Source organism: Oryzifoliimicrobium ureilyticum, assembly GCF_037199735.1.
Lineage (GTDB): Bacteria > Pseudomonadota > Alphaproteobacteria > Rhizobiales > Rhizobiaceae > Rhizobium > Rhizobium ureilyticus.
This window is the reverse complement of record NZ_JBBBVQ010000016.1, coordinates 122,447-135,209: the sequence shown is the minus strand read 5'-3', so window position 1 is coordinate 135,209 and position 12,763 is coordinate 122,447. Positions and strand designations below refer to the sequence as shown.

The 12,763-nt window shown below is 57.4% G+C and carries 11 protein-coding genes and 1 pseudogene; 5 read left to right on the top strand and 7 right to left on the bottom strand.

All coding sequences use genetic code 11. The features are described from left to right. Positions 1 to 26: 26 nt before the first annotated feature. Positions 27 to 1,007 (bottom strand): LacI family DNA-binding transcriptional regulator, encoded by a 981-nt coding sequence (locus VQ830_RS20470; protein WP_337269996.1) that lies wholly within the window; start codon positions 1,005 to 1,007, stop codon positions 27 to 29. A gap of 234 nt (positions 1,008 to 1,241) precedes the next feature. Between VQ830_RS20470 and VQ830_RS20465 the strand changes: the two genes are divergently transcribed. Beyond that, entirely contained in the window at positions 1,242 to 1,526 is a 285-nt protein-coding gene (locus tag VQ830_RS20465) for a type II toxin-antitoxin system RelE/ParE family toxin (protein WP_337269995.1), read from the top strand. 43 nt (positions 1,527 to 1,569) lie between these two features. Then, complete coding sequence (locus VQ830_RS20460) at positions 1,570 to 1,869, top strand: HigA family addiction module antitoxin (RefSeq protein WP_337269994.1); 300 nt, start codon at positions 1,570 to 1,572, stop codon at positions 1,867 to 1,869. A 137-nt stretch (positions 1,870 to 2,006) separates the two neighbouring features. Here VQ830_RS20460 and VQ830_RS20455 read toward each other — a convergent pair whose 3' ends face one another. The 3 genes and pseudogenes from VQ830_RS20455 to VQ830_RS20445 form a co-directional block, all read right to left on the bottom strand. Next, positions 2,007 to 3,521 carry an AMP-binding protein gene (locus VQ830_RS20455; protein WP_337269993.1) on the bottom strand — a complete coding sequence of 505 codons (1,515 nt, stop codon included), beginning with the start codon at positions 3,519 to 3,521 and terminating at the stop codon, positions 2,007 to 2,009. Between the two features lie 28 nt (positions 3,522 to 3,549). Continuing rightward, a complete protein-coding gene (locus VQ830_RS20450) occupies positions 3,550 to 4,380 on the bottom strand; it encodes a p-hydroxycinnamoyl CoA hydratase/lyase (RefSeq protein WP_337269992.1) in 831 nt (276 codons plus the stop codon). A gap of 69 nt (positions 4,381 to 4,449) precedes the next feature. Then, positions 4,450 to 6,034: pseudogene (locus VQ830_RS20445) on the bottom strand (aldehyde dehydrogenase). Between the two features lie 132 nt (positions 6,035 to 6,166). Between VQ830_RS20445 and VQ830_RS20435 the strand changes: the two are divergent. Both VQ830_RS20435 and mhpT read left to right on the top strand, forming a co-directional pair. Then, a complete protein-coding gene (locus VQ830_RS20435; protein WP_337269991.1) occupies positions 6,167 to 6,649 on the top strand; it encodes a MarR family winged helix-turn-helix transcriptional regulator in 483 nt (160 codons plus the stop codon). A 46-nt stretch (positions 6,650 to 6,695) separates the two neighbouring features. Continuing rightward, positions 6,696 to 7,904 (top strand): 3-(3-hydroxy-phenyl)propionate transporter MhpT, encoded by a 1,209-nt coding sequence (mhpT, locus tag VQ830_RS20430; protein WP_337269990.1) that lies wholly within the window; start codon positions 6,696 to 6,698, stop codon positions 7,902 to 7,904. A 179-nt stretch (positions 7,905 to 8,083) separates the two neighbouring features. On the opposite strand, the gene VQ830_RS20425 is transcribed toward mhpT, so the two are convergent. After that, positions 8,084 to 8,998, bottom strand: a complete 915-nt coding sequence (locus VQ830_RS20425; protein ID WP_337269989.1) for a helix-turn-helix domain-containing protein — start codon at positions 8,996 to 8,998, stop codon at positions 8,084 to 8,086. Between the two features lie 118 nt (positions 8,999 to 9,116). Between VQ830_RS20425 and pobA the strand changes: the two genes are divergently transcribed. Continuing rightward, positions 9,117 to 10,289: a 4-hydroxybenzoate 3-monooxygenase gene (gene pobA / locus VQ830_RS20420; RefSeq protein WP_337269988.1), complete on the top strand. Its 1,173-nt coding sequence runs from the start codon at positions 9,117 to 9,119 to the stop codon at positions 10,287 to 10,289. A 40-nt stretch (positions 10,290 to 10,329) separates the two neighbouring features. On the opposite strand, the gene VQ830_RS20415 is transcribed toward pobA, so the two are convergent. Then, a complete protein-coding gene (locus VQ830_RS20415) occupies positions 10,330 to 10,917 on the bottom strand; it encodes a hypothetical protein (protein ID WP_337269987.1) in 588 nt (195 codons plus the stop codon). Positions 10,918 to 10,928: 11 nt separating this feature from the next. Further along, positions 10,929 to 12,104, bottom strand: coding sequence for a zinc-dependent alcohol dehydrogenase (locus tag VQ830_RS20410; protein ID WP_337269986.1), 1,176 nt, complete (start codon positions 12,102 to 12,104; stop codon positions 10,929 to 10,931). Positions 12,105 to 12,763: the final 659 nt, after the last annotated feature.

Here is a 12,763-nt window from a genome sequence, read left to right as displayed (position 1 = left end):
CGCCGCTTGATCGCGGCGGGTTGCGCTCAAATGGAACGGACCGTTCCGCCCGACTTCAGCGTAAAACCGAGTTGCAAATGCCGAGGCGCAACGCCTTTCTCGGCAATATCCAAAAGAAGCGAGGCGGCGACAGCCCCCATACTGGCGTTGGGCATCTCGATGGTTGTCAAGGGCGGCGTCATCAATTCGCCCATGGCTATGCCGTCAAAGCCTGCCACCGATATATCCTGTGGAACCGAGATGCCTTCCCGACGAAACGCCCCGATTATGCCGCAGGCCAAGAGATCATTCGACGCGATGATGGCCGTCGGCTTCAGCTCCACCACAGCAACCGAGATATCCGGTTGCTGGTTGCTGTCGATAAAGGGAATTTGAACAGCAGGCAGCAATGGCACGGCGTTGTTCTCCAGCGCCATTCGATAGCCCTCATATCGGAGCAAAGCTCGATCGGACGCGGCAAAGTGACCTGCCACGAACAGAATACGGCGATGACCGTGATCGATAAGATATTGGGTGATCCGGCGACCCGCCTCGATATTGTCCACAGTGACCGCAGCAGGAAAAGCCGCGCTGGGTCGGTTACTGAGGAGCACCGTCGGTGGCAGATGGCGGCTTTGCAGAACGCGATGTTCCGGATTGCACAATGTCAGGATCAGCCCGGTTGGACGCTCGGATAGAAGTGCTCCTATCGCATCTGCCTCCTGATCCGGGTCATAATTCGACTGTGCAAGCACCACAGCATGGCCGCTGACTTGCATGCGATTTTGGATCTGGGAAAGCGAGGCCGCAAAAACAGGATTGGTGATGCTGGGGATTAAAACGCCGATCAGCGGCCTTTGGCCTCCGCGTCTCCGGAGCAAGGCTTCGGGCCGATAGCCCAGTTCAGCCGCAGCGCGCCGCACTCGGCTCTTGACGGCGTTACTCACAGGGCCGCCCGCCCCCAAAGCACGGCTAGCGGTCGCGACCGAGCACCCCGCCCTCTTTGCCACATCTTTAAGCGTTGTCATTAACGACGATCCTGATCCGCGCGCAGACCTAGTTCGAAATGATGTCAGGCACATGATAGGTTGCTTCTTAAATCGTAAGTGAAAGATCGGTGGCGTTTGAAAAATTGAGGAACGCGACTGCGATGGTATTGATGTTGCAGTAGATCATTTCGAATTCCACGCATATGTATCGTCTCATGATACGTCTCAATTGACAAAGTGACGTATCGCACTATGATACGTTGGGAGGTTGTGGTGATCCTGTCCTTCAAAGACAAATTAACCGAGACTTTGGCGACCACGGGAAAAGCACCGAAAGGTTTCCCGACGGAAATACTGCGGTCTGCCATCAGAAAAATTGCGATCCTCCATGCCGCTGCGGTTCTCGACGACCTTCGCTCGCCGCCTGGTAACAGGCTGGAGGCTCTTAAAGGAGATCGAGAAGGTTGGCATTCAATTAGGATCAATGATCAGTGGCGGATTTGCTTTATTTGGACGAGCGGTGGGCCGGAACAGGTTGAAATCGTCGATTATCACTAGAGCTTGATCGCGCTGTCTTTCGACAAGAAGGAAATGCAGGAAGATGTTCAAAATTCTCACTCCAGTTCATCCAGGCGAAATTCTTCGTGAGGAATATCTCAAGCCCTTAAAGATGAGTGCTGGGGCTCTTGCAAAAATGCTGAACGTGCCGAGGACGCGGATAGAGCGCTTGGCTTCAGAACAAACACCGGTAACAACGGACACCGCGTTAAGGCTTGCCAGATATTTTCGGACAACCCCAGATTTTTGGCTGAACCTGCAGGCGAGCTACAATCTGAGCGTTGAAGCTCCTGCCCTTACGGACGAGCTTTTAGCTATCCCCGAGAGGGACTTCGCCGCGTAAAATGAAAAACGAATGAACTTTGCGCTTCGTTAGATGGCCAACCTTTTTGGGTTGAAGCGTTTTTACGCTGACGCACAAGAGCTCGCTTCGCCCGAAAACAGACGATCACCAGTCGGATCGGCATGGCTCAACCTCAACTAAGTTGCTTCGATTTCGCGTTCCTCCAATGCCTCCTTGCGGAGGAGATGTTTGATCACCTTACCGGACGCGGTCCGCGGCAGCTTTTCGAGAAAGCGAAATTCTTTCGGGGTTTTGTACCGGGCAATCAGCGCGTGGCAGTGACGCGTAAGTTCCTCTTGACCGACGCGCTGGCCCGGTGCGGCGACGACATAGGCCCGGCCGACCTCGCCCCATCGCTCGTCAGGAACACCGATCACGGCAACCTCGCTGACATCGGGATGTTCTAAGAGCGCGGCCTCGACCTCCACCGGATATACGTTTTCTCCGCCGGAAATGAACATGTCCTTCCGGCGATCAACGATCGCGATATAGCCGTCCGCGTCACGTCGTCCGATATCTCCGGTGCGGAACCAGCCGTCCTTCGTGCAGCTATCTTTGAACGCTTCCGGCCTGTTCCAGTAGCCGGCGATAACATTCAATCCGAAGATCAAAATCTCTCCCGGCGTACCGTCCGGTACCTCTTCGCCCTTCTCGTCGACCAGGCGAACCGCTGTTAACGGTCCCGGAATTCCCGCAGCCCCTGCCTTGCTGTGCACCAGCTCAGGCGACAACGGCATGCCGAGCGTCGTTCCCGTTTCAGTCATACCATAGCCGTCGACCATCCTTACGCCCCGCTCGAGCCACCAGCGGATGTTTGCCGCAGGATTGGGCGCTCCGCCGGTAAAGAGTGCCTTGAGCTTCGTCCAAGCCTCTGGCTCGAAGTTCGAGCATTTACGCAGGGCGTCCGCCATTTGCGGTACGCAGAAATAGTGTGTGATGCCAAGCTCAGGATCGCTCAGCCGCTCGTTTGTCTTTTCGCGCTCGAAGCCCGGCGAAACGAGAAAGGTTCCTCCACGCAACAGAGGCGGCCAGATCTGTGTGACGATGCCGATAACATGGAACATCGGAGTATCGCATAGGAAGATACAGCCGGTATCGACCTCGCCGAGAACATTGAAATTTAGCGCGGTTGCTAGAAGAAACTGTGCCGTGAGCAAAGCGCCTTTCGGCATCCCGGACGTGCCTGATGTGTAAAGGATGATGCAGGTCTCGGTGCTCGCTGCCGGAAGACAACGTGGTGCTGGATCGAGGTCGGCCAACTGCGTGGCAAAGCTCTCCAAGCTTTCGCTTCGGCAGCCACCCGGCAGGTCCGAAATTTCCGTATCGGTGTACAAGAGAGTGGGCGCGCAGTCCTTCAGGAGATGCAACAATTCCTGCTGGGACAGGCGCCAGTTCAACGGCACGAAAATCGCGCCCATGCGCATCAGCGCCTGTTGAAGGATGATCAGATAGACGCTGTTGCGGGCGACGACCGCAATTCGCTCGCCCTTGTTGATACCCCCATTGCGCAACAGCGTGACCGCGCGCTGAATGTCCGTGTCTAGTTCTTCGTACGTCCAGCGGCGGCCGCTTGCCAGTTCCACACAGGCAAGCGACTTCGGCCGAAGGCGTGTATGCATCGCCACCGGATCGGGACAAAAAAATTCCTGCATCGTTCTCCTCCTTCCCTCCTCCAAGGGTTCAGCGGCTCTGTCGATCCTTATCGTAGGCGCCAAGACCAGGTTTGTAGGACTTCTCGTCGATAAACTGGCGAATGCCCTCTTTGCGGCCGTCATTGTCGAAGGAGTTGGCAGCCTCCTGGGCACGGACGAGGTAATCCTCCGCCTCATCGTAGGGCATCATGCCGACCCGGCGTACGGCATCCTTGGTGGCTTTCAGCGCCACCGGGTTCTTCTCGAGCAGGATCTTGGCAACTTGGATCACGCGATCCTTGAGGGCATCCAACGGAAGGCTCTCGTTAACAAGGCCCCATTCTGCCGCGGTCTTGCCGTCGATCGGCTCGCCCAACAACGCGTGATACATCGCCTTGCGGAAGGGAAGGAGCTCGACCGCGACCTTGGTCGCGCCGCCGCCCGGCAAAATTCCCCAGTTGATTTCCGAGAGGCCGAACTTTGCTTCGTTTGCGGCAAAGGCAAGGTCACAGGCAAAGAGTGGGCCGTAGCCGCCGCCAAAGCACCAACCGTTGACCATGGCAATGGTTGGCTTCTGATACCATCGCAGGCGGCGCCACCAGCCGTAACTCTCGCGCTGTGATCTGCGCACGCCTTTGAGTCCTTCCGCTTCCGTTTCGCGGAAATACTCCTTGAGGTCCATACCGGCCGTCCATGCGGTACCTTCCCCGGTTAGCACCAATACGCCCACATCGCCCCGAAATTCGAGCTCGTCGAGCACTTCCATCATCGCGCGATTGAGCGTTGGGCTCATCGCATTGCGCTTGTCGGGCCGGTTGAACCGTACCCAGGCAATGCGGTCGACCACGTCATAAGCGACAGTGTCTATATCGTTGGCCATCGGGCCCTCCTTGCATCTGCATCAACTTCGGCCAATTGGCCGGAAAAGGTGGAGCAACAACTCGGCTTGTCAGAGCGGAAAACGTCCTGGCTCGGTTTCGATGGTGATCCACCGCAGTTCGGTGAATTCCGCAATTCCGGCCTTGCCGCCGAAGCGACCATAGCCAGACGACTTGGTGCCTCCGAACGGCATCTGCGCCTCGTCGTGCACGGTCGGACCATTGACGTGGCAAATGCCGGAACGCATGCGTCGCGCAACAGAAAGGCCCCGGGCCGTATCGCGGCTGAACACTGCGGCAGACAGGCCATACTCGCTATCATTGGCGAGACGGACGGCATCGTCTTCGTCCTTCGCGCGCAAAATGGCGACGACGGGGCCAAAGCTTTCCTCGGAATAGAGCCGCATATCGGACGTGACCTTATCGACCACTTGCGCTGGCAGAAGCGCACCTTCGGCAGCCCCTGCACCAGTCACGCTTGCGCCCTTTGCCGTCGCGTCGGCGATCAAAGCCTCGACTTTCTCGACGGTGCGGACATCAACGACGGCGCCGAGCGGGGCCGTCCCCTCGCGTGGGTCACCCGCCTTCAGGGCTTGGGCACGCGCAGTGAATTTCGCGACGAATTCCTCCGCCACCTCAGGCACGACGATAATTCGCTCGGTCGACATGCAGATCTGGCCTTGGTTGAAGAAGGCGCCAAAGATCGCAGCCTTCACCGCCTCGTCGACATCAGCGTCCTTCAAAACGACGAGTGGGGCTTTGCCACCGAGTTCAAGGAGGACCGGCTTCAAGTGCCGGGCGGCACGTTCGGCGATAATCCGGCCCACATTGGTCGACCCGGTGAAGTTGATGCGCCGGACCGCCGGATGGTCGATTAGCGCGCCGACGATCTCCCCGGCATCCTCTGGAGCATTCAGCACGAGGTTCACAACGCCGTTGGGCAGACCGCCCTCTTCCAGAGCTTCGACAATCAAAGCATGCGTGCGTGGGCAAATCTCCGATGCTTTGAAGATAACGCTGTTGCCGCAGGCGAGCGGCGTCGCCAGCGCCCGCACGCCGAGAATGACCGGCGCGTTCCAAGGCGCTATGCCGAGCACGACCCCGGCCGGTTCGCGGATCGCCATTGCCAGGCACCCGGGCTTATCAGAAGGAATCACTTCGCCCGAGATCTGAGTTGTCAGAGCGGCGGCTTCGCGCAGCATGGACGAGGCGAGCATGACGTTGAAACGTGCCCATGCCTGGGTCGCCCCGATTTCGNGCCAGGCACCCGGGCTTATCAGAAGGAATCACTTCGCCCGAGATCTGAGTTGTCAGAGCGGCGGCTTCGCGCAGCATGGACGAGGCGAGCATGACGTTGAAACGTGCCCATGCCTGGGTCGCCCCGATTTCGGAAGCCATGGCGGCGACGAAGGCATCGCCCTTGGCGGCAAGGGCGTCGGCTGCTTTGAGAAGTATTGCACGGCGGGCATTGGGACCGAGCGCAGCCCAGGCCGGAAAGGCAGCTTCAGCCGCATCAGCGGCGGCGGCGGCATCGGATATGCTTGCTGCGGCTGCTTCACTCGCAAGCTCGCCCGTCACCGGATTTGATCTGCGGAATGTGCGACCTGTCGAGGCAGCATGTGCAGCCCCCCCGATACGCATGGATACTGTTGTCATTGGCTTCCTCCCCAGGACAGACAGTGAGCTTGAACGCTCGCCTGCAAATAACTCGCTATGCAAGATAGCAGATTGATTGTTATGTGACATAGCGTTATACCGAATGCAAGTGGCAATGAGGGGAATCGGGGAATGCCGTCGCAAGTACCGCAGACTGAGGACCGGGCGTCCGATCAACAGTCCAGCCGGCTGGAAGATTTGGTCGGCTACCATCTTCGCCGCGCGTCCATCTTCGACCTACAGGGTGCGGCTGCGGCGCTCGCGCCTGCCAACACCCGGCCGGTCCCGATGAGTGTTTTACTCAGCATTGTCGAGACGCCTGGGATCAGCTCGGCGGAGATTTGCCGGACGCTCGGCATGCAGAGAGCCAATATCGTACCGATCCTGGCGGAGCTGGAAGAGCGCGGGCTTTTCCTGCGCGAGGCAGACAAGACCGATCAGCGCATCCAGCGGCTTTTTGCGACCCGTCGCGGCGAAGGGGAAGCGATGGAGTGGCTGGCGCTCGTTTCTGATCATGAACGCATCATGCTGCGTCGCCTGAGCGCGACGGAGCAGGCAGAACTTCGCCGGCTCTTGGCGAAGATTTGGCAGGAGGATGGGCCGAAGCAGGGCTAGGCCTGCAACCAGCGGGGAGAAGGAACCCGCTTTCTGGGAGGAAGAAATGCAGACGACAACTGACCACCGCTCAAGTGGGCAGCGAGCGCTTGTGCTTGCTTTTTTGGCAGCCATTATTGAAGGCTTTGACCTTCAGGCGGCCGGCGTCGCAGCACCCAAGCTCGTGCCTGTTTTCGGGCTGACCCCACAACAGGTCGGCCTATTTTTCTCATCGGCTACCATCGGCCTGATCTTCGGAACACTCGTCGGAGGACGGGTCGCCGATGCTTGGGGAAGACGGACCGGGCTTGTTCTTTCGCTTGTGACCTTCGGGATTTTCTCCTTGGCAACCGCCTTTGTCACAAGCTTCGATCAGCTCGTCATCATGCGCCTTTTGACGGGTGTCGGTCTCGGCGGCGCTTTGCCAAACCTCGTCAACATCGCTGCGGAATCCGTTGATGCTGGACGTCGCGGGCGTGCTGTCTCGATCATGTATGCGGGTGTGCCGCTTGGCGGCGCCATTGCGAGCGGCGTTGCCATGCTCGGTCTTCACGCTGACGACTGGCACTCGATCTTTGTTGTCGGCGGCATCATGCCGCTGCTCCTGGCACCAGCCATCTATGGCATGCTGCCAGCACTCAGGGTCATCAAGAGCGAGGCGAAATCGGTCTCGGCAGCTCTTTCACGCATTTTAGCCCCGCAGACACTGCTAACGACGATCGCGCTTTGGGTCTCCTTCTTTCTCGGGTTGGTCGTCGTTTATCTGCTTTTGAACTGGATGCCGCAGTTACTCGTCTCCCGCGGACTGACCCGCGAGCAAGCATCCCTGGTTCAGATCCTGTTCAATCTCGGCGGTGCGGCGGGAAGCCTCGTGGGCGGGCGTGTACTCGATCAGAAAAACGCTGCCATGCCCGTCGCACTGGCCTTTGCAGCAGCGGCGGCTGCTTTGCTCCTGCTCGGCCTCCTACCGGCGCAAATCGGGCTTACGCTCATGGCTGGTGCGCTCCTAGGCGGCGCAATCCTTAGCGTGCAGGCAATCCTCTACGGCTTGGCGCCACAATGCTACCCCTTTGAAATCCGCGGCACGGGCGTCGGCGTGGCAGTCGCTATCGGACGGCTCGGATCCATCGTTGGACCATGGTTTGGGGGCTTCCTGGTTGCCGGCGGTAGCAGCCCGTCACATGTCATCGTCGCCCTTGTTCCCGTTACGCTTCTCGCAGGATTGGCAACCGTGCTGCTATTGGTGCGCAGAGGGCGCGCCGTCCAGATGGCATGAGACTATCGTAATGCGGCATTGAAGAGCGGGAGCCTGCCATCGGCAGCCTCTCGCCGATCGTTTGCGAAAGCTCGGCTTGACCGACTGATAGGGTCATTGCCGGAAGCGTTGAAGGCGGCGGATGGAGCAAGTGCCACGAGCTTAGATTCATTGCGAGGATGTTCTTGATCCGCCTGTTTTCAGCGCGAACTCGAAAGCTCTTCCAGCTGTGCATCGGAATGAGCCATTTTGTCCTGCTCTGCCAGGCGCCATGCCCGCGGCGTCAATCCCGTTTCCCGCTTGAAGAAGCGATTGAAATAGGCTGGATCGGAAAAGCCCAGACCATCGGCGATCATCTGCACCGTGGATGCCGTGAAAATAAGCTCCTGCTGCGCAATCTCAATTTGGCGACGGGCGATCAATCGCTGCAGACTGAGACCACAAACCGAGCGGACCAGCCTGTTGAGATGCGTTTGCGAAATACCGAGTTTGTCTGCGTAAAATTCGGCTTTGTGCGGCTCGCGGATATGTTGGGCGATCAGCGCTAGCAATTGTTCAAAACGCTGCGCCGCAAGGCTTTCTCCCCCAGTTCTTGTTACCAGAAGCGGCCGAGCTGCCCGCGTTAAAAGCGAGACAATAGTGGCTAGCTGGCCCTCAATCATGGCGTCCCGGCCGAGTTCACGAGCCGCATATTCCATCAAAATCCGCTCGAAGCCGCGTCTCAAACAGTCTCCCTCATCGAAATCAAGCAGGGGCAAAACCACCGGCTGTGAGAACATGCTCAATAACAATGCCTGCACTGACGCGCTCAGCGCGCCTGGCAGCACGGTGACGATCACCCCGCCTATATCACGCGAGAAACGGAAGCCATGTTCAAATCCTGGGGGCACAATCACCGCAACTGGCGGGCGAATAGGCTCGATCCGTCCCGGCAATAACGCATCTCCCTCACCGCCCGAAATGTACAAGATTTGTAGAAACGCAGAATGCCGATGCAGGCCGATTTCGAAGTTATGCAGGCTACTTCTTGAAAAGAGCGTTTCACAATGAAAACGAAAACTGCCGCCTTGCGCAGCATCTTCCCCATATAAGCCTTCCGCCGCCCTCTCCCGCATTTTCTTTCAATCCGCGATCCCATGGTCGGATTGTGCAATTTACGGCGCTGAAAGTCCATTGAGCTTGTACGCCACCTTCATCAATTTCCTGAGGAGAGGCCGTTTCGGGAGGGAAACAATGCGCACACAGGTCGTCATCATCGGCTCCGGCCCATCGGGGCTTTTGCTCGGTCAATTGCTTTCTCAGCAAGGCATCGAAACCGTGATCCTGGACAGGGTGAGCAAGGATTACATTCTTAGCCGTGTCCGCGCCGGCGTTCTGGAAGAAGGCACCGTGCAGCTCATGGAAAAGGTTGGCGCGGCCAAGCGCTTGCACCAGGAAGGATTGCCCCATAACGGATTTTCGCTGACCTTTGATGGGCGCGACCATCGCATCGACTTGGTCGACCTCACGAGCGGCAAACGCGTCATGGTCTACGGCCAGACTGAGGTGACCCATGATCTCATGGATGCTCGCGAAGCTGCAGGTCTTGTTACCATCTACGACGCCGCCGATGTCGAGCCGCATGAATTCGAGGGTTCAGGTCCCTATGTCACTTATCGAAAAGATGGCATCAACCACCGTATAGATTGCGATTTCATCGCTGGATGCGACGGCTTTCATGGGGTCAGCCGCAAATCTGTGGCTGATGGCGCAATTAAGGAATTCGAGAAAATCTATCCATTTGGCTGGCTCGGCATTCTGGCCGACGTGCCGCCGGTCAATCACGAACTTATTTATGCCAACCACCCGCGCGGCTTTGCGCTCTGCTCCATGCGTTCACATACGCGCAGCCGCTATTACGTTCAATGTTCGCTGGAGGACAGGCTTGAGGACTGGAGCGACCAGCGCTTCTGGGACGAGATTCGCCGCCGCCTGCCAGATAGCCATGCGGAAAGTATGGTCATCGGGCCATCCTTTGAAAAATCCATCGCGCCACTCAGATCCTTCGTCAGCGAACCCATGCGATTTGGCCGGCTCTTCTTGGCGGGAGATGCTGCACATATCGTGCCGCCAACCGGTGCCAAGGGCCTCAATCTCGCAGCCAGCGATGTGCATTATCTGAGCGAGGCGTTGATCGAGTTTTATCGTGACAGATCTGACGCCGGCATCGATTTCTATTCGCAGAAAGCCCTCTCTCGCGTCTGGAAGGCGGTACGTTTTTCTTGGTGGATGACCACGATGATGCATCGCTTCACTGATACCGGTGATTTTGGGCAGCGTATTCAGGAGGCCGAGCTGGACTACCTTGTTCAATCGCGTGCCGCGTCCACCGCCCTTGCCGAAAATTATGTCGGCCTTCCCTACTGATGATGCGGCTCGACAAGACGAACTGCTTCCAATCGGGGCTCTATGCGTCGTCACCGGTGACTGACTTCTTGGTGGCGCGCGGCTCGTTGCCTGAGGTCGGCCGCGCATCCTGCAACTTGGTGCGGCCCGCACCGCGCACAGCCTCGACGCCTTTCGGAAATCCGCTTCGGTCACCATAAGTTCGACGATCACCTTTATGACCGAGGTGACGCACTTTAGCGGCGCCGGCAACGGCCACGTCGAGAAACGCAATGCCGGTGACCATGAGTAATGCGAGTGCCGCATTATTCCGCTTGCGATTTGTTGGGTGCAGCGCAGTTGCAAGAGCGGCAATGTCCAGTGCGTCGCCACCAATCCGGGTGGCTAGGCCCACTTGCTTGTCAACTGACAGCGTCATGAAGCCAGACGCAATCTCTCGCACACCAAAGGCACGGACGAGATTTTCCTGGCCGCGCATGCCGAGGGCACGCGTAATGCGTCTGGCGGCAACCATTTCAACAAGTCCAAGACCAATGCTGAACCAACCAAGATTGCGTGCCATTCGATCGGATGAACTAAGTGAACTCGATCCTGTCGAAATGACCTTAGGGTCGCCTTCAGAACGTGTCACATTTGTCAAAAACGTCATCTTCGAGCTCCTTAGGGTTTGAGGACCACCTTGATGCAACTGTCCTGCTTGTCGCGGAAGACTTTGTACATGTCCGGTCCCTCTTCCAATTTTACAGTATGCGTGATGACGAAGGAGGGATCGATCTGTCCCTCTTCGATCCGGCGCAGCAGATCGTCCGTCCAGCGGCGCACATGCGTTTGCCCCATGCGAAACGAAAGGCCCTTGTTCATCGCCATTCCCATCGGAATTTTATCGACGAGGCCACTATAAACACCGGGGATCGAGATGATCCCGCCTGGCTGGCAGACATAGATCATCTCACGCAGGACGTGCGGACGGTCGTTCTCCAACATCACCATCTGCTTGGCTCGGTCGAGCAGCGTGTCCGGTTGTCCCATCGACACGTGACTTTCAAGACCGACTGCGTCGATGCACTTTTCCGGACCTTTCCCATCGGTCAGTTCGTTGAGCCGTTCGATGACGCTTTCGCTGCTGAAGTCGATCGTGATCGCTCCTCCTGCTTCGGCCATGGAAAGACGTTCTGGAATGCAATCAATGGCAACCACCTGCTTAGCCCCAAGAAGGACAGCACTTCGGATCGCCATCTGTCCGACAGGCCCGCAACCCCACAGGACGACCGTATCGGTCAATTCGATGTCGCAATGGACAGCCGCTTGCCAACCGGTCGGAAAGATATCGCCAAGGAAAAGAACCTGCTCATCTGTCAGCGTGTCAGGAACCTTGATATGGGTTTCGTCCGCAAACGGAACTCTCAAATACTCAGCCTGACCGCCCGGATAGCCGCCCGTCAAATGGGTATAGCCAAACAGCCCTGCGGTCGTATGACCGAAAGCCTTGTCCGCGATGCCTTTGTTGCGGTCTGTCCGCTCGCAGACGGAGTAGTTGCCGCGCTTGCACTGGTCACATTCTCCGCAGTTGATTGTAAAAGGAACGACGATGCGATCGCCCTTTTTCAAGCGCCCTTTCATCTGCGAACCTGTCTCGACGACCTCCCCCATCATTTCATGTCCCATGATGTCACCGGGCTTCATCGCGGGAATGAAGTTATGAAACAGGTGGAGATCGGAGCCACAGATCGCGCAGCTCGTGACTTTGATGATCGCATCGCGAGGATGTTCGATCTCAGGATCCGATACGGTATCGCATCGGATATCTTCCTTGCCGTGCCAGACCAACGCGCGCATGCATCTCTCCTTCTCTGTCCTAAGCGATAAGCGAGAGAAGCGTCATCCGCACCATCAGGAGAGGAGCCGCTCACCGTTACCTACGAGCGCCACTAACAAGCATTCCACGGGATAGTTCCTGAAATGATTGGCTTGCTTCAGGAACGATCGGAGGCCGTGGATCCATGAAACGATCCTTATGACGAGCAAGCCCGCCAGGAGAGCAATAGCGTCCGCAGCAGAGCTGATCTTTAATCGCTCCTTTTCTCCTTTTTCACGAGCAACCACTTCGTGTTGACCTTGGGAGAAAATAGAGAGGCAAGTGAAGCTATTTGTGTGATGGCGTCAGGTTCGACGCCCCAGAAGAGCCAGCGCGTCAGACATGATGCGTTTCAGGATGAGCTTCCTGTTCAAGGGTTCACCGGAAGGAGCATCATTTGTAGCAATTGATGAAGGGGATGGATGGACCACTTCAGAAACCGAAAGAGGCGGAGATGTTTTCTCAATCGCTGGAACAACGACGTGCGTAATCGTCGACTCATCCGATTTAACCGAAACAGTAACCTGTGCACCGGAGCGAAGACGGTCGACCCCAATTTGAGCGGCCTCATGCTCATCTTGAGCTTCGATCAGTGATGTCTGTGTTACCAAAAAGAAAGGCATGTGTTCCCACGAATAGT

Excerpts from the sequence above, each read along its gene's own strand:
- VQ830_RS20470 (WP_337269996.1), bottom strand. The coding sequence starts at position 1,007 with ATGACAACGCTTAAAGATGTGGCAAAGAGGGCGGGGTGCTCGGTCGCG.
- VQ830_RS20460 (WP_337269994.1), top strand. The coding sequence starts at position 1,570 with ATGTTCAAAATTCTCACTCCAGTTCATCCAGGCGAAATTCTTCGTGAG.
- VQ830_RS20455 (WP_337269993.1), bottom strand. The coding sequence starts at position 3,521 with ATGCAGGAATTTTTTTGTCCCGATCCGGTGGCGATGCATACACGCCTT.
- VQ830_RS20450 (WP_337269992.1), bottom strand. The coding sequence starts at position 4,380 with ATGGCCAACGATATAGACACTGTCGCTTATGACGTGGTCGACCGCATT.
- VQ830_RS20435 (WP_337269991.1), top strand. The coding sequence starts at position 6,167 with ATGCCGTCGCAAGTACCGCAGACTGAGGACCGGGCGTCCGATCAACAG.
- mhpT (WP_337269990.1), top strand. The coding sequence starts at position 6,696 with ATGCAGACGACAACTGACCACCGCTCAAGTGGGCAGCGAGCGCTTGTG.
- VQ830_RS20425 (WP_337269989.1), bottom strand. The coding sequence starts at position 8,998 with ATGCGGGAGAGGGCGGCGGAAGGCTTATATGGGGAAGATGCTGCGCAA.
- pobA (WP_337269988.1), top strand. The coding sequence starts at position 9,117 with ATGCGCACACAGGTCGTCATCATCGGCTCCGGCCCATCGGGGCTTTTG.
- VQ830_RS20415 (WP_337269987.1), bottom strand. The coding sequence starts at position 10,917 with ATGACGTTTTTGACAAATGTGACACGTTCTGAAGGCGACCCTAAGGTC.
- VQ830_RS20410 (WP_337269986.1), bottom strand. The coding sequence starts at position 12,104 with ATGCGCGCGTTGGTCTGGCACGGCAAGGAAGATATCCGATGCGATACC.